The 17,557-nt window shown below is 64.7% G+C and carries 4 protein-coding genes; 1 reads left to right on the top strand and 3 read right to left on the bottom strand.

Annotated features, from left to right (window positions below; all coding sequences use genetic code 11):
- Positions 1–32: 32 nt before the first annotated feature.
- Entirely contained in the window at positions 33–2,288 is a 2,256-nt protein-coding gene (locus tag ACZ1JS_RS02470) for an NADP-dependent malic enzyme (RefSeq protein ID WP_465167567.1), read from the bottom strand.
- A 169-nt stretch (positions 2,289–2,457) separates the two neighbouring features.
- Between ACZ1JS_RS02470 and mutS the strand changes: the two genes are divergently transcribed.
- On the top strand, positions 2,458–5,028 hold the full coding sequence (gene mutS, locus ACZ1JS_RS02465) for a DNA mismatch repair protein MutS (protein WP_465168615.1): 2,571 nt from the start codon (positions 2,458–2,460) through the stop codon (positions 5,026–5,028).
- 514 nt (positions 5,029–5,542) lie between these two features.
- Here the strand turns inward: mutS and ACZ1JS_RS02460 are convergent.
- The gene (locus ACZ1JS_RS02460) at positions 5,543–6,181 is read right to left on the bottom strand and encodes a hypothetical protein (protein WP_465167566.1); all 639 of its coding nucleotides are present in this window, start codon (positions 6,179–6,181) and stop codon (positions 5,543–5,545) included.
- 8 nt (positions 6,182–6,189) lie between these two features.
- Entirely contained in the window at positions 6,190–17,385 is an 11,196-nt protein-coding gene (locus tag ACZ1JS_RS02455) for a LysM peptidoglycan-binding domain-containing protein (RefSeq protein WP_465167565.1), read from the bottom strand.
- Positions 17,386–17,557: the final 172 nt, after the last annotated feature.

Below are 17,557 nucleotides of genomic sequence, written 5' to 3'. Positions count from 1 at the left end.
TCGCCTGCGCAACCCGCCTCTCCCGCGTTCGCTCACCCCACCATGCCGCCCGCCGCCAGCACCGCCAGCGTCACCAGTTCGTTGGCGGTCGAGGTCATCGGGGCAATCTGCACCGGCTTTTCCATGCCGATCAGCATCGGGCCGATCACGTCGTCGCCGCCCAGTTCGCGCAGCAGCTTGGCCGAGATATTGGCCGATTGCAGCCCCGGCATCACCAGCACATTGGCCGGACCCGACAGGCGGGCGAAGGGGAAATTCGCCATCTGACGCGGATTGAGCGCGACGTCGGGGGCCATTTCGCCCTCATATTCGAAGCCGACCTGCCGCTTGTCGAGCGCGGCCACACCGTCGCGGACATTGTCGATCCACTGGCCTTCGGGATTGCCGAAGGTCGAATAGCTCAGGAAGGCGACGCGCGGTTCGTGGCCCATGCGGCGGGCGACGGCGGCGGTGCGTTCGGCGATGTCGGCCAGTTCCTCGGCACTTGGCCGTTCGTTGATCGTGGTGTCGGCCATGAACACGGTATGGCTCTGCCCGACCAGCAGGTGGATGCCGAACGGCACCTTGCCGCCGACCGGATCGATCACCCGCCGCACGCCGCGATAGGCCTGTGCATAGGTGCGGGTGATGCCGGTGATCATCGCATCGGCAATGCCCAACTGCAGCAGCACCGCGCCGAAAGTATTGCGATCCTGATTGATCATCCGTTCGCAGTCGCGCTTCAGGAAGCCGCGACGCTGCAGGCGCTGGTACAGGAAGTCGACCATCTGCGGCACCATTTCGCTGGTGCGGCTGTTATGGACTTCATATTCCTCGGGGTTCGCGACACCCATTGCGCGCAGCCGGTCATAGACGTCGTCGCGACCGACCAGCACGGGGATGCCATAGCCGCCTTCCTTGAACGCGATCGCGGCGCGCAGCACGACTTCCTCTTCGCCTTCGGCGAACAGCACGCGCTTGGGATGCGCACGGGCACCCTCATAGGCCATGGTCAGGACCGAGGTGGTCGGGTTCAGACGCGCGCGCAGCTGCTGGCGATAGGCGTCCATGTCGAGGATCGGGCGCGTCGCGACGCCCGAATCCATCGCCGCCTTCGCCACCGCCGAGGGGACCAGTTCCATCAGGCGCGGGTCGAACGGCGCGGGGATGATATAGTCGGGGCCGAAGCTGTGCTGCGTGCCATAGGCCAGCGCGACTTCTTCCGGCACACGCTGGCGCGCCAGTTCGGCGATGGCGGTGGCGGCGGCGATCTTCATCTCGTCATTGATGCCGGTCGCGCGCACGTCGAGCGCGCCGCGGAAGATGAAGGGGAAGCCGATGACGTTGTTGACCTGGTTCGGATAGTCCGAACGCCCGGTCGCGACGATCGCGTCGGGGCGCGCGGCCTTGGCCAGTTCGGGGCGGATTTCAGGTTCGGGATTGGCCATCGCGAAGATGATCGGCGACGGAGCCATGTCCTTGACCATTTCGGGCTTCAGCGCGCCGGCGGCGGAAAGGCCGAGGAACACGTCGGCGCCGTGCAGCGCTTCGGTAAGCGTCCGGCGATCGGTGGCGGCGGCATGGGCCGACTGCCACTGGTTCACATCGTCGCGCCCCTGATAGATCACGCCGGTGCGGTCGCACATGATGACATTGTCATGGGCGACGCCCATCGCCTTCATCAATTCGGTGCAGGCAATGGCGGCGGCACCCGCGCCGTTGACCACGACCTTGACCTCGGACAGCTTGCGCTTGGTGAGCAGACAGGCGTTGATGAGGCCGGCGGCGCAGATGATCGCGGTGCCGTGCTGGTCGTCATGGAACACCGGAATGTTCATCCGTTCGCGCAGCGTCTGCTCGATGATGAAGCATTCGGGCGACTTGATGTCTTCGAGGTTGATGCCGCCGAAGCTCGGCTCCATCAGTTCGACCGCATCGATGAAACGGTCGACATCCTCGGTCTTCAGCTCGATATCGATCGAATCGACGTCGGCGAAGCGCTTGAACAGGACCGCCTTGCCCTCCATCACCGGCTTGGACGCCAGCGCGCCGAGATTGCCGAGGCCGAGAATGGCGGTGCCGTTGGAGATGACCGCGACCAGATTGCCCTTGGCAGTATAGTCATAGGCGGTGGCGGGATCTTCGTGGATGGCGCGGACCGGCACCGCGACGCCCGGCGAATAGGCGAGCGCGAGGTCGCGCTGCGTCGCCATCGGCTTGGATGCGATGATTTCGATCTTGCCCGGGCGCCCTTCCGAATGGAACAGCAGCGCCTCGCGCTCGGAAAACTGGTCGGTGGCTTCGGACACTGGCGCTTCTCCCGTTTGGATGGGCTTTACGCAGGGGAAGGCGGATCGGGCAAGTATGTTATCCCGGAAGTTGGGAAGCAGCATGGCGTTGCCCTCCCCTGCCCATGCCGGTATCGCACGGCCCATGGCGACCAAGGCTCGGGCGGAGGATTCCCCCGCCCCCACCCCGATGATGCAGCAATATCTGGCGTTGAAGGCGGAGGCCGACGATTGCCTGCTCTTTTACCGGATGGGCGATTTCTTCGAGCTGTTCCATGACGATGCGAAGATCGCCGCCGCCTGCCTCGATATCGCGCTGACCGCGCGGGGCGAGCATGAGGGCGCGAAGATCCCGATGTGCGGCGTGCCCGTGCATTCGGCAGAGGGGTATCTGGCGCGGCTGATCAAGGCCGGGCACCGCGTCGCCATCGCCGAACAGGTCGAAAGCCCCGAAGAGGCGAAACGCGCACGCGGATCCAAGGCCTTGGTGGCGCGCGCGATCGTCCGGGTGGTGACGGCGGGGACGCTGACCGAGGAAGCGCTGCTCGACGCGCGCGCCGCCAACTGGTGCGTCGCCATCGGCGAGGCGACCGGGGGCGTGGCGATCGCCGCGGCCGACGTGTCGACCGGCCGGTTCGAGGTGATCGAGACCGATGCCGCCGGGCTGACCGCCGCGCTCGCCCGGTTGCAGCCGGTCGAGGTGGTCGCGGCGGAGACGTCGGCATTCGCGGAGGCCGCGACCTGCCTGCGCGGGCGGGCCGATTTCGACAGTGCGGCGGGCGAGGCACGGCTGAAGACGCTGCACGGGGTCGCGACGCTCGACGGGTTCGGGCAGTTTTCGCGCGCGGCGCTGGCGGCGGCGGGCGGGCTGATCGCCTATCTCGACCATACCGCACGGGGACAGTTGCCGTTCCTGCGCCCACCCGTCTGCGCCGCCGATGGCCAGTGCATGGCGATCGATGCCGCGACGCGCGAGAGCCTGGAGTTGACGCGTACCGCCGCCGGGGCGCGCGCGGGCAGCTTGCTGGCGGAGGTCGACCGGACGGTGACCGGCGCGGGCGCGCGGCTGCTGGCGGGCGATATCGCCGCGCCGTTGATGGACCGTGCCGCGATCGAGGGTCGGCTGGCGGCGGTCGGCTGGGCGCATGACGATCCGGGCATGCGCGACGAATTGCGCACCACGTTGCGCGCGCTGCCCGATATCGGCCGGGCGCTGGGGCGGATCGCGGCGGGTCGGGGCAGCCCACGCGATCTTGGCCAGTTGCGCGACGGGTTGAGCGCGGCATGGGCATTGGGGCAGCGGCTCGACAAGCTGGCGGCGGTGCCGCCGCTGATCGCCGACCTCGCGCCGCGCCTGCGCGGGCATGGCGAGCTGATCGACCTGCTGACGCGCGGCCTCGTACCGATGCCGCCGATCGATGCGAGTGCGGGCGGCTATGTCGCCAGCGGTTTCGACGCGGCGCTCGACGCGCTGCGCGATACCGGCGCGGGCGGGCGGCGGGCGATCGCCGCGCTGGAAGCGGAATATCGCGAACGCACCGGCATCGCCGCGCTGAAGATCCGCCATAACGGCGTGCTCGGCTATCATGTCGAGGTGCCGGCGCGCGCCGCCGACAAGCTGATGGCGGCGGACAGCGGCTTCACCCATCGCCAGACGCTGGCGGGCGTCGTGCGCTTCAACGCCCCCGATCTGCACGAAGCGGCATTGAAGGTCACGCAGGCCGGTGCGCATGCGCTCGCCGCCGAGGCCGCGCATCTGGAGGCGTTCACCGACGCCGCGCTGGCCAACCGCGAGGGCATCGCCGCGACCGCCGACGCACTCGCCCGGATCGACGTGACGGCGGCGCTCGCCGAACGCGCGGCGGAGGGCGGCTGGGCGCGGCCGACCCTGGTCGACCATGCCTGTCTGGACATCGTCGGCGGGCGGCATCCGGTGGTCGAGAGCGCGGTCGCAAAGAGCGGCGGGCGGTTCGTCGCGAACGACTGCCGCCTGTCGGAAACGTCGCGGCTCTGGCTGGTCACCGGGCCGAACATGGGCGGCAAGTCGACCTTTCTGCGGCAGAACGCACTGATCGTCGTGCTGGCGCAGGCGGGCAGTTTCGTGCCCGCGACCTCGGCAACGCTGGGGCTGGTCGACCGGTTGTTCAGCCGGGTCGGCGCGTCGGACAATCTCGCGCGGGGCCGGTCGACCTTCATGGTCGAGATGGTCGAGACCGCCGCGATCCTCGCGCAGGCGACGCCCAAGTCGTTCGTGATCCTCGACGAGGTCGGGCGCGGCACCTCGACCTATGACGGCCTCGCGATCGCATGGGCGGTGGTCGAGGCGATCCATGAGGATAATCGCTGCCGCTGCCTGTTCGCGACGCATTATCACGAGCTTACCCGGCTGGCGGAACGCTGCGACGCGCTGTCGCTCCACCATGTCCGCGCGCGCGAATGGAAGGGCGATCTGGTCCTGCTCCACGAACTGGCCGAGGGGCCGGCGGATCGCAGCTACGGCATCGCCGTCGCGCGCTTGGCGGGCCTGCCCCCCGCTACGCTACAGCGCGCCAAGGCGGTGCTGGCGAAGCTGGAGGCCGGCAAGGCCAAGACCGGCGGGATTGCGGCAGGCCTGGACGACCTGCCGCTGTTCGCCGCCGTCGCAGCGGTGGAAGCGGCGCCGGTGGATACGCTCCGCGAGGCGCTGGGGGGGATGGACGTCGATGCGATGTCACCGCGGGAGGCTATGGAGGCGCTGTATCGGTTGAAGGGGTTGGTTTGAGGATTCGACGGGAGCAGCAGCTTAGTTTTGCGTCAGGACTCGATACACCGTGGCCGCCAATAGCATCTGCGCCATCATTCGCCATGTTACGACGTCGACATTGACCTGCTCGCCCATGATCCGATGACATCCTGCCACATCCCGGACCAAACCAGATAATCTATCAGAACAATTTGGTAATTATTAATCTTCCATGCATCAAATAACTTGATAAATTTGTTTAAATTGTTCCAATACATGCGATAAATCGGCACGAGAATCTGTCGACGATACGTAATCGCGAAGCTCTCTACGATTTATATTATTGACCCACACTTTCTATAACCACGCCCCGATCGTATACTGAGTTGCGGGCTCATTCCCTAACCCATGTTACCCTACCAAGGGCCGCAATAGGACCACCGTAAGCAACATTCCCACCATTCCGTCCAAGCGTGCCCCTTCACAGAGCTTTTGGCACAACTTAGCAGAGAAGCAGGCATGGTTCGTCTTTTGTTACCGCCCGCTAAAACGCCTAAGGCGCTCGCCTGATATAGTCGTAAACCTGTTCATACCGGCGACGAACGCCGGGGCTTCCAAGCCACTTTTCCATCACCGCCTGCGCATATTCCTTGCGCTTGCCAGCCAAAGCCGCAGCAACCACCCTCATCCTTTGCGCACGATCACCCGCCAGCCTACCGTCTTCTCGCTGGTCGGCTGCGACAATGTCATCAGCGGTTGAGTAAGTATCAAGGAAGGGCATAGTCCATCGTTCAATGAACGCCTTAATGTCATCGACCATTTGGGGGACGGACTCCGGCTGATAAACGAACCAGCGCCCATCATGAGCTTTCTCCGACGTGAAGGCTATAGGTTGCTTTGACGTACCGCACGTTACTCCTTCCAAGAGGCCCAAACTGTCTCCAATCATTTCTTCTAGAATAGCATCAGCAGCAGGAATCAACACCTCCATCCAAGGATATACAACTGCGGCTGCGTTGGGATTATCTTTAGGGTGAATCTGCAGCGACAGGTCGATCTTCTGCGTCGAGCCGCGAAGCGAACGCTTGTATATCAAGCTCGATTTCGATCGAAAGAAGCCGTGCTCCAGCATGTAAGGATCAAGCCGACTAGATAGAGCATCTAAGATACAGGCCTTAATTTCGTCCTTCATAAACATACTCAAGGCATCCTGATCAGAGTTGATCGCTGCACAGTAATTCCCTTGCTTTGTCCGACGCCCCTCGCAACGTTCGATGGGCTAGAGTTCAACGTTGAATCGAACTCTCTCTGCTTTGGGGTGCGGATAGCCGTTCCTGATTTAGTCTCAAGACCGATCACCCGTCCTCGGGGCGAGATTGCCACACCATCATAATAGCGCAACTGGCCCGATGCGTCACGAACCGCAACGTGCCCTCGAATCACGTTCCATCCGGGCTTCGCCTCGATAGCATCCCAGACGGCAGCCTCAGCACTTCCGCCAGCGCGGCCAGTCCCCGCAGGGCTCGCGAACTTCCCATCAGCAGTCCGCCATCCATTGTTCCAGACGACCGGGGCTTCTTTCTCTACGAGTCCTGAGAGACGTCCTGATAAGGGCTCTAACCCCGGACGAGACGCGCCAACGATTGGCGACCTGGCGATAGGGCGCATGGCCGCGCTCGACAGAACCTCACCAAAAGCAAGATCGATGGAGGTAAAACCATGAATCGTTTCAGGACTTGCTCCGGAATTGAAAGCAATCAGCCCTGCCAACGTCGGGGTATATGGCGCCAGCCCCAGAGCATCCCATCCTGCTAACTTTCTACGTCGATCATACAAGTACGCTTGGGTTTCCGGACTAAGCTCGCCTGGCATCCCTGCGAAAATTGCAGCATCACGCGAACGATAATCCCTTCCAGCGTAATTATATCCAGGATTGTATTGCCATATCGGATTTGCAAACGCGCTGACGTACGATCCCAACCTGCTGCTCAACGAAAAGGTCGGTTGGTAATTGGCAGGTTGCCCTATCCAACTAGGCAGGATGAAGTCTGAGTATCCAGAATCCGCCACCCGTCTCGGATCGCCGGTAACGACAGTTTCATCCCCGATATCCACCGCCGGAACTGCGCCCGCTGGAAGTTCAATGGGCAACATAACAGCCGGTGTCACGATGTAGCGTTCACCATCCAGCGCCTTCGTGCTGGCACTGGCGGCTGCTCCACTGTCGTCCGCCCCGCCACCGCCGCTGCTCGAGCCTGTGACAGTGTCTCGGGACTGCGATTGTTTGGTAGCGCTGATTATTGCCGGTTCTGCTTGCCTGTTCGCTGGCGACTCCAACCGATCTACAAGCCCGCTAACTCCCCTTATTGCCAGTTCGCCGATCGTTGCCCCGATCATATCGGGCAGTACCGCCAGAATGTTGTCGCCGAAGCTGGTCTGAGTAAGGATACTGCGGGTGACAGTCCCCGCGATGCCGGCTGCGTATCGTCCGATTTCGCGTTGCAACATTGATCCGCCGTTACCCGCTGCAGACCAGCCGACCCCGGACGATACGCCTGCTGCCGCAAGACCTGCCCAATCGAAGCGGCTCTGTTGGCCCTTCGCAATGGCGAGGCCTTGCTGGATAGTGTTGTTGACCAGTCCGTTCGCCACTGCGCCGCCGACACCGCCGCCGAAGAAGTTGCCGGACGGACCTACCCCAGCAGTCAGCCCCGCCATCGCCATGCCACTCCAACTGAAGCGGTCCTGCATTCCCATGGCGATGCCAAGCCCTTGGCTTGCCGCATTGCCAATCATCGCTCCGCCGATCGTGGCGGCACCTGCGATCACCCCCCCGGTCAATGTCGACCCAACGGCTGCCGTGCTGAACGCTGCGAGATTGCCTCCCATAACAGCGCCTAGCGTGCTGGCAAACGACGCCCCCGTCGCGAGCGCTCCGATACCGGCCGTCGCAATTGCGGTCACGGCGATCGCAACGGCGGCCAGCAATATCCTTCCAAACCCGCCGCACTTGTTGCCGCGCTTCGCCTTGGGGTTCGGGTTGACGTCGCCCAGGACATCGGTCGGGTCATAGGGCTTGTACGTGTCGGCATTGTAGGTCGAGCGGACAACGCCCGCCGGGACCGTCAGCACCTGCCCGGCGACCAACACGCTGTCGGCACCCAAGCCGTTGGCGGTCGCGAGCTTGTACCAGAGCGACGCGTCGCCCCAGACCTGGTCGGCGATGCCGCTCAGCGTGTCACCCACCTGCACCGTATAGCTGCGGCCGGCGCTGCCGGTTTCGAAGCTGTTGATGCGATCGATCGTCTCGGCGAAATGCGACCCGCGCGGCTGGCCGCCCAATGGTGCGAAGGTCGATTTGTCGTCGGGCTTCAAACCACGCCGATTGATCGATTCCTGATAGCTGGCCGATGCGCTGCCGTTATTGCCGACATAACCGATCTCGCGACCGCCATGCCGGTACCAGATTTCAAGGGGGTCGCCAGTGTTGGGCTTGTCGTCCGCCTCGGCGCGGCGGATGACCTGACCGGCGAGGTCGTTGATGAAGGTTACCGTGCGCGAGCGATCGCCGCCAATCGACACGGTCTCCAACTGCCCGACGCCGCTGTAAGTATAACTGGTGTAGGCGGTATTCGCGTTCGTCTTGGTGGTGACCGTACCGGTCAACTGCGCGCCGTCGCGCCAATCGTAGCTGTTGCTACTCGTCGTCGTGGTACTGTTACCACCGTTGACGGTAGTGGTCGACGTTACCTTCAGAACCGCGCCCAGCGCATAGTCGGTGCCGGTGCCGTATTCGGAACTGGTCGTCGTATTGACCGTGTCCGTGCCCTGTTTGGTCACGGTCGTCTCGGCGACGATCTGGCCACGGCCGTCGCCGTCATAGGTGAGGGTCCGGTCGTAAATCGCTTCGTTGCTTCCCCCCCGGTCGGTCTGACGCGTGAGCCGGCCAAGTACGTCATATTCGTAGCCGGCCGACCCGGTCAGACGGTAAACGCCGTCTTCCGAAGCCGTGCCGTCGCCATTGTCGATGTAGCCAGTATCCTCAGACGTTACGGCGAGGAGTTGCCCGTCATCGCGCCATTCATAGGAATCCCGGCGAGAAGCACGATACTCCACCGTCTTCTCACCACGACCGCCCTGTTCATAGTCAGGATCGAACACCGAGGCATAGGTAAGGAAGCTGGTCAGTGCCGTCGCCCGGCTGCCATCGACGCGGTAGGTGATTTCGGTACCGTCGCCGCGTTCGATGCCGTTGGCGCCCATCCTGCCGCCGTCCAGCGTCATCCGGTTCATCGAATCGAAGCGAAACCAGCGTTCAAAAGGGGGGGGTTCGCGGACGGAACCATCCCGGTTCAGCGTGGCAAAGGTCGCGTAGGTGCGTATGATGTTGCCGTTCTTGTCGTACAGCCAGCTCATCAACGCGGTCGGTACCGAGTCGCCGGTATCGGCCCAGGACCGCATCCGGTTCTGCATGTCGAAGATCGCTTCGCTCCGGCGATAGACGACGCCGTCGCGGGTGAAGGTTTCGGTCGCGCGGTTGCCGACCTGGTCATAGCCGAAGGTCGCGACCGACCGGACGCTGCCGGAACCCAGATCGCTGGTCTGGGTGGCGAGCAGCCCCGTATTCAGCCAGGTGAAGCTCTGGTTCTCAAGGCCCGAGATCGTCGCGATCCGCCCCGCCTGGTCATAGCTGGTCGTCGCGACGTTGCCGCCCATGTCGGTGCGGCTGGTCAGGCGGCCGAACGTGTCCTTGACCTCGATCGTCTGCTTGCCATTGGCGTAGGTCGTGGTCTGCCGCCAGCCGCCCGCGACGCCGAGGCCGCTGTCGACGGTGGCGTCCCACGCATAGCTGTTGGTCGTGACATCGCCGCCAAAGGCACGGTTGGTGGTGATCCGCCCGGCGACGTCGTAATCGGTCGTCTCGCGGTCCGACGCCTCGCGCCCGGTCTGGCTGTGCGTCAGTCGCCGGCCGAGCGAGTCGTAGGTGTAGCTGTGGGCGACGTCGCGGCTGTTGACGCTGCTGGTGGTGAGCAGCCGGCCGAGCTTGTCATAGGTCGAATAGGTCGCGCGGCCCAGTTCGTCGGTGCGCCTCACCAGATTGCCGGCGTCGTCGTAACGCTGGAACACCCGACCACCATCGGCATGATATTCGGCCGTCACCAGTTCGGCCGCCCCGCCATAGCCGGTGCCGCCGGCCAGCCGCCGCGTCGTCAGATTGCCGTTGCCGTCCCTGGTCCCGGCCAGCCGCCCCGAAATGTCGTAATAGCGGGTTTCGGCGATACCGGTTTCGTCGATATCGGCGCCCAGCACCACCGGCCGCCGGATCGACGTTACCCGGCCCATCCGGTTATAGGCGTAATAGGTGGTGGCGTCGCGCGCGTCGGTATCGCTCGCGACCTCGCCAAAGGCGGTGTAGCTGCGCGACGTGCGCAGGTCGGTCCCGCCGGTCACGCCGCTGGCCAGTTCGCGCTGCAGGCTGTGCACGCGCGTCACCTGTCCGCGAGCGTCATATTGGGTGGCCGTCGCGACGATGCCGTTGGCGGGATCGCCCATCACCCGTCCTTCCAGCGTCGCCATGCGCAGGACGTTGCCCAGCGACGCGTTCTGGACCTTGGTCGCGCCGTCGCTTTCGAGCGTCAGCGTCTGCCGGCCCGCGCCGTCGTACATGAAATAGCGCCACGTCCCGTCGCCACCGGTGCTGCGCCACATGCGGCCGGCATCGTCATATTCATGCTGTTCCTGCACCAGTCCGCCGACCGAGCGCGAGACGAGTTCGCCGAAGACGTTGTAGGTGAAGAGGACTTCGGGCGGGGCACCGGCGCTGGTGAGGCTGGTGAATTTGCCGCCCGCGCGCGTCCAGTTGGTCGCAGAGGACTGGGCGCGCAGCCGCCCGACCCCGTCATAGCGATAAATGACCCCTTCGCGCAGGACCGCGTCGGCGCTGTTGCGGCGCGAATAGGCCTCCGCCGCCAAATTGCCGACGCGGTCGTAGAAATAATAGCGGGTCGACCCCATCGCGTCGGTCATCGCGACCTTTCGGCCCAGTTCGTCGTAGCGATGGGTCGTGACGCGGTCGGTGCCCTCGACGGTGCGAACCAGATTGTCGATGCCGTCGTAATAGTAAGCGAGCTGCGGGATCGCTTCGTCGGTGGTGCTGTTGATCAGGTTCGGGCGCTGTTCGCCGATCAGCCGCCCGGCCCGGTCATAGGCGTAGAGGGTGGTATCGCCGGTCGCCTCGCGCTTCGAGGTGATGAGGCCGAGGCCGTTATAGGTGTAGGTGATTTGGGCATCGCCGGTGACGTCGGTCAGCACGCCGCTGGTCGGATCGACGCTCCACGCCACCACATCCTTGCGCGTTTCGGTCAGGCGGCGGCCGTTGCGGTCGTAGGTGAAGTCAGTCACCCGGTCGTCGGTGTGGGCGGTCCCGACCGGACGCTCGCTCGCCGATGCATTGGCGACCGCCACCGCATAGCGGCGCTCGGAGACGGTATTGCCCTCCGCATCGAGGGCCCATTCGGTGAGATAGCCTGCCTGGTCGACCTGCGCGACCTTGCGGCCCAGCCTGTCGTAATAGGACAGGATTGACGCGCCGGTGGCGTCGGTGGTGCGCACGACATTGCCCACCGCGTCATAGGCGACGCTTTCGGTCAGCGTGCCGGTGCCATAGACATAGCTGCCGCTGGCGACGTCCCATGCCCCGGTACGGATGCCGGCGATGCTGGTCGACACGCGGCGGCCGAGCGCGTCATTGGCATAGGTCGTTTCGCGATAGTCGCCGGTCTCGGCCGGGCGGCTGTCGGTCGTCAGTTGCGACGTGCTGACGGCGGTCGCATAGGCGCGACGGCGGATCAGGCCACCGTTCTGGTCATAGGCATAGGTGACATAGGCACCGATCGCGTCGACCTCGCCATTCTTGCGGTCGAGCGCGTCGTAATAGAACCAGGTGTGGCGGCCATTGGCGTCGGTGCGCCGCGTCAGGTTGCCGTGACGGTCGTAAAGATATTTCTCGGTCGGCTGGGCGGTCCCGGCATTCACGCTGGATCCGGGAAGGCCGTAATCGACCGTCTCGCCGCGTTTCTCGATGAGGCGGTTCAGCGAGTCATAGCTGTATTCGGTGACGCGCTGTTCGGCGAGGCCGGCCGCCTCGATCAGGCGGGTACGGTTGCCGCGCGCGTCATATTCGTAACGGGTCGTGACGCCGCCGGTCTCGGTCGCGCCGGGCACCATCTGCGCATTGGCGCTACGCCATTCAGTCCAGCCCCACACAGCGTAATGGTTCAGCGGGTCTACGTCGGCGGCGACGATGTCGGAATAGGCCGACAGGTAGAAATTGGTGTCGAACACGGCGTTGGGATTGCGGCGTTCGCGCCAGCCATGATTCTCCCAATGCCAGGTAAGCCACGCGGTATCGCCCGCCTTGCTGGCGAGGTCGGGATAGGTCGCCGCATAATAGACCGGATCGAGGCTGGCGATTGCGACCGGTGAGACGATGCGGTCACCGGCGGCGTTGAAGGCCGACTTGGCGACGGTTTCGGCAACCACCTGCCCCCGGCGGTCGTAGCTGCGGCTGGTAACCCCGCCCAGCTTGTTGGTCGCCTGCACCACTTCGCCGAAGCTGTTGTAGCGGCTGTTTTCGTTATACCCTTCGGCATCGACGGTGCGCACGACGCGGCCGAGCCTGTCGTAGAAAAATTGGGTGACCGCGTCCTGCGGATCCGCCGCGACGACGGGCAGCGTTCCGATCGCGGCGGGGTTCGTCGCGCGCTGTTTGCGGCGGGTGACCGACGCGATCTGATCGAACGCGTTGTAGCTGGTCTCGGTAACATAGTCTTCGGCGTCGCGGACGGCGATGACGCGACCGGCGGCGTCGTAATGGCTGTAGGTCGCGCGACCGGCTTCGTCAACGATCCGCACCCGTTGCCCGAACGAGTCATAGTCATAGGACCGGACCTGCCCGAGCGCGTCGGTGCGGCTCAGCATCCGTCCTTCGCGGTCATAGGAGAAGCGCGTCGTGCTGGTGCCGTCGGGCGCGACCTGGGCAAGCAGGTTGCCAAGGCCGTCATAGCTGTAGCGGGTGGTCGACTGGAGACCATCGGCATCCTCGATCCGGGTGACGACGCGTCCGGCGGCATCATAGTCGAGCTGCGTGCGGACCTGATCGACGGTGCCATAGGCTTTCGTCGTCGACTGGACGGTGCCGTCGACATTGTAGGTGTAGCGGGTGATGGTGCCGGCGGCGTCGGTCGTTTCGAACACCCGCCCGGCAGCGTCGTAGCTGGTCGAAGTGACGGTGTAGCTGCCGGTCTGCCACGCCGCGACACCGTCGATGGTCGTGCCGTCGTCGGCACCGGCCATGGCCGTATCGTAGCGGACCACGGCGACGACCCGCCCCGCGGCATCGTAATCGTAACGGCTGACATAGCCCATCGGATCGATGGTGAAGCGCAGTTCGCCGCGTGCCGCATAATAGCTGCGGGTGACGCGGTCGTCGCCATGGCCGCCATTCGCGCTGCCCCATGCCGCCATCGTTTCGTGCGACGGCAAGGTGGTGGTGGCGTAGGCGGTGGCGAAGCGCGTCGTCTTCACGACATTGCCGGCCGTGTCGTATCCATAGCCGGTGACCGATCCGGCGGCGTCGATCGCGAAAGTCAGATTGCCCTTGTCGTCATAGACCGCGAAGCTGCGGCGGTTGGCCGGTTCGTCGTTCGCGCCGGCATCGGCCAGCGCCTGCGTGACCGTGGCGACGCTGTAGCTGCCAAGCGCGGCGATCGGGCGGCCATAGGCGATGGTCTGGCGCACCGTGCCGATCGCATCGCCCGGCCGCGGACCGGTGTAGACATATTCGGTGACACGGTTGACGGTATCGATGGTGAAGCGCAGCAGCCCCTGTCCGTCATAGACCGAGCGGACGATGCGGTCGTTTGCGCTGCTGCCGACATCGGACAGGAGCGCGGTGAAGCTGGCCGAGGCGCGCAGCGTATCGGTCGTGCGCTTGGCGAAGCTGGTCGTGGATACGCGGTTGCCCGCCGCGTCGTAGGTCGAGCGGCTGAGATACCCTTCCCCGTCGAGCGTGCCGACGACATTGCCGTCGCGGTCGTAGAAGGTGCGGGTGATGCTGTCGCCGGTGCTGTCGGACGCCGGACGAATGACGGCGGTCGGCAGCGTCGTCTTCAGTTCGTCGACCGACAGCCGGTTGGCATAGCCCGTTTCCCGGAGCAGCCGGCCGGACGCGTCATAGTCATAGACGACGCTGGCGCCGGTCGCGTCGATCCGCTGGACCACGCGGCCCTCGCGGTCATAGACGATCCAGTTCCAGCTGTCGGCCGCTGCCGCCGCCGGACGAAGCGTGGCGATATCGATATCGACCGCAGGATCGCCGAGGCGCGCCATCTGTTCGGCCGACAGCGCGGTGCTCCAGCCGATCGTCGCAACCAGCCGGTCGTTGCGGTCGTAGCGATATTCGGTCAGCCTGCCGAACGGATCGATGTCGCCCGTCTTGCGCCCGGTCAGGTCGTAGACCGCGTAGCGGTTGTTGCCGAAGCTGTCGGTGGCGATGCGGACACGCCCCACCCGATCGTAGCGATAGCTGGAACTGCCCGTCCCGCTATAGCTGCCCGCCTCGATGCTCGAAACCAAGTCGCCGGCGCGGTTGTAGGTAGAGGTCTGCACCGTGCCGCTGGCCAGCGTGACGACCGTCTGCCCGGCGGCATCGTCGAAGGCGATCATGGTCTGGCCGCCGCGCACGTCGGTCGATCCGATCATGCGACCCATGCCGTCATAGACGAACAGCTCGCGCTGTCCGCCGGTGACGCGTTCGAGCAGCCGACCCGCCGCGTCGCGGACGAACACGGTTTCGGCATAGCCCTGTGCCGTCGACGGCGCGCCACTGGCATTCGCCGCACCGTCGCGCAGGATGCGCGAAACCTCGCCGCGCGCGTCATATTCGTACCGGACGATCATCCGCGCCGATTTGTCGGCGAGCCGCCCGACCCATTTATCCAGGGCGGTTTCGGTCAGCGATGTCGAGCTGCCCAGCGTATCGGCGGTAAAGCTGTCGGTACGGACCAGCAGCCCGTTGGCGTTGTAGCTGTAGCGCGTCACCCGCCGGTCGGCTGACACCGTGTACCGCAGGCGGCTGGCGCTATCGTAGATATTGTTGCTGGCGACCGTTTCGGCCGCCCCCGCCGATACCGCACTGGCGGAGGTGCGCAGCAGCTGGTTCCTCGCGTCATAGGCGCGCGTGACGACATTGCCGAGCCGATCGGTCGTGGTCAGCAGATTGCCGGCCGCGTCGTAGGTCATCTTCGTGACGCCACCGCTCGGGTCGATGACCGATGCAACGTTGCCGGTGCTGGTATAGCTGAACTGCGTCACCTGTTGCGCGCCGCCCGCTTCGGTCGCGGGTGCGGTGATCCGGGTCAGCGACCGCGCCGTTTCGGGTTCGTCGACCGGTCCGATCAGGTTCAGGCCGGCGACGATCACGCCCGCCCCCGCCGGTTCGTCGTTCGCCAGCGCGACGAACAGGCGGGCATAGCCGGTTTCGTCGCGGGTAAAGGTGCGGGTGATCAGGATCGTCGTCGCTTCGGTCGAGGACAATCTGCCGACCGCATAGAATCCGCCGGTCTGCCGACCGATCGAGCCCGGCCCTGACAGGATCCGCGCATCGGACAAATCGTCCGCGCCCCACGCACTGACCGACCCGCCCAGCCCCAGATGGTGGCCCTGCACCGATCCGGTCGCCTTCAGCGTGATGAGGAAGCTGTAGGTCTCGCCCGCCCTGGCGGTGAAGCTGCGTTGCAGGTTCGCAGCGTTATTCTCGGTCTTGACGGTGAATTTATAGGCCGGCGTGCCGTCGATCGCGTCATCGGCCGCGCGGCTGAGGTTGCTCGTGCTCCATTTGGTCGCGTTCATCCGGTCGAGCGACGATGCGGCGGTGCTGCGCACCAGCGTCTGCCCACCGGCGATTAACGAAGTACCGGCACGGAAATTGCTGCCCTGATCGACGTAGAAATACGCGCCGCCCGATCCGGTCTTGTCATAGGTGCGGGTGACTTCGACACGCGTACCCTCGGTCGTCGACAGACCGACGACGCGCCAAAATCCCCCGCCCAGATGTTCGATGGTTCCCGGACCGGACACGATCCGCGCCGTCGAGACACCGGGGCCACCCCATCCGGTCTGTTCCGAATACAGGCCGAGGTCCTGGGTCGTAAGGTCACCGACCGCCTGCAGCACGATACCGAAGCTGATCGTTTCGCCGGCAGTAACGTCGAAGGTTTGCGAGGCACCCGCCCAGCTTCCGCCGGTCTGCACGGTGTAACGGACCGCCGCGGCCCCGTTGATCGTTGCGGCTTGCCGGGCAAGGTTGGCGCTGCCCCAAGCCTTCTCGTCGATCGCGAAATCGCCGGCCGCAAAGTCGAGCCGCGTCACCTGCCCCGCCGGATCGGTGACCGTCGTGAAGTCTTCGCCATAGCGCAGCCGCGTCACGCGCGTGGTCGAACCGTCGACCGTCTGCGTGACCGCCGTGACCCGATTCTGCTGGTCATATTCGAAATCGACCCGCGTGCCGTCGGTCTGCGCGACCGAGGCGATCAGCCGGGTATCGCCGATATAGGTGTAGGCGCTGCCATAGCTCTTGCCATCGGCGACGCTGTTGTCGGCCGGGGTCAGGTCGACGGTCGCGCTGCTCAGCCGGCCGAGACTGTCATAGGCATAGCGGGTGCGCGTCTGCATCCGCTCGACGCCGTCCTGCGTCGTGAAGGTGCGGATGTCGGTGATCGCATTGCCACTCCATCCATATTGGATGCGTTCGCCGTTCGCGGTGCGCAGCTCGGTCAGCTTGCCATCGGCATAGGCGAAGGTCAGCGCATTGCCGCTCGGGTCGCGCTGTTCGGTGATGTAGACTTGGCTTCCGAAATAATGGCCATAGCGTTCGACGACCTGGCTATCGCCGTCGATCCATTTCCAGCCTTCCTCTGCGGAATAGGTGATGGTGTCGTGCGCACCGGCGCCCTCGGTGGTGCGGTAAATGGTGCCGTCATGGGTATAGGTGATGACCGATCCATCGGCCGATACGCGCTTCATGACCGAACCGATGGTGTTGACGGTGCCGCTTACCCAAAACAGCCGCCGATCGGTGCTTTGGCGCCAATTGTCTCCATTTTCGTCGGAAAGGTCGCCTTGGCTGTTATAGGTCCGGCTGATCGCTGCATCGGGGCCGCGACCGAGCAGCAATTCGTCCTGCTGCATCAGCATCAGATTGCCGTTGGCGGCGTTGAGCAACAGCTGTTCGCCCGAGCGGCCGAGCCCCGCCTGCCCCAGCAATCCCGCCCCGCCCAGCACATTGCCCGACCCGCGCTCGAACCCCGTTCCCGCGCCCGTGAAGATGGCCACCATGGTCCAAAATCCCCCAAGAAATCCCGCGGCCGGCGCTCCGCCATCCCGCTGTCCTGATCCTTGTCGGGGAGGTTTTTCGTTCGTTTAGGACTAAGTTCGACGGGCGCGATCGATCGCGTCGCGGTAGATGGACGGCGGGGGCGGAGCCGGGGGCTTCGCGGACTTGCGGGAT

This window comes from Sphingomonas sp. BL-S-05, assembly GCF_055521695.1.
This window is presented reverse-complemented; position numbering and strand designations above follow the sequence as displayed.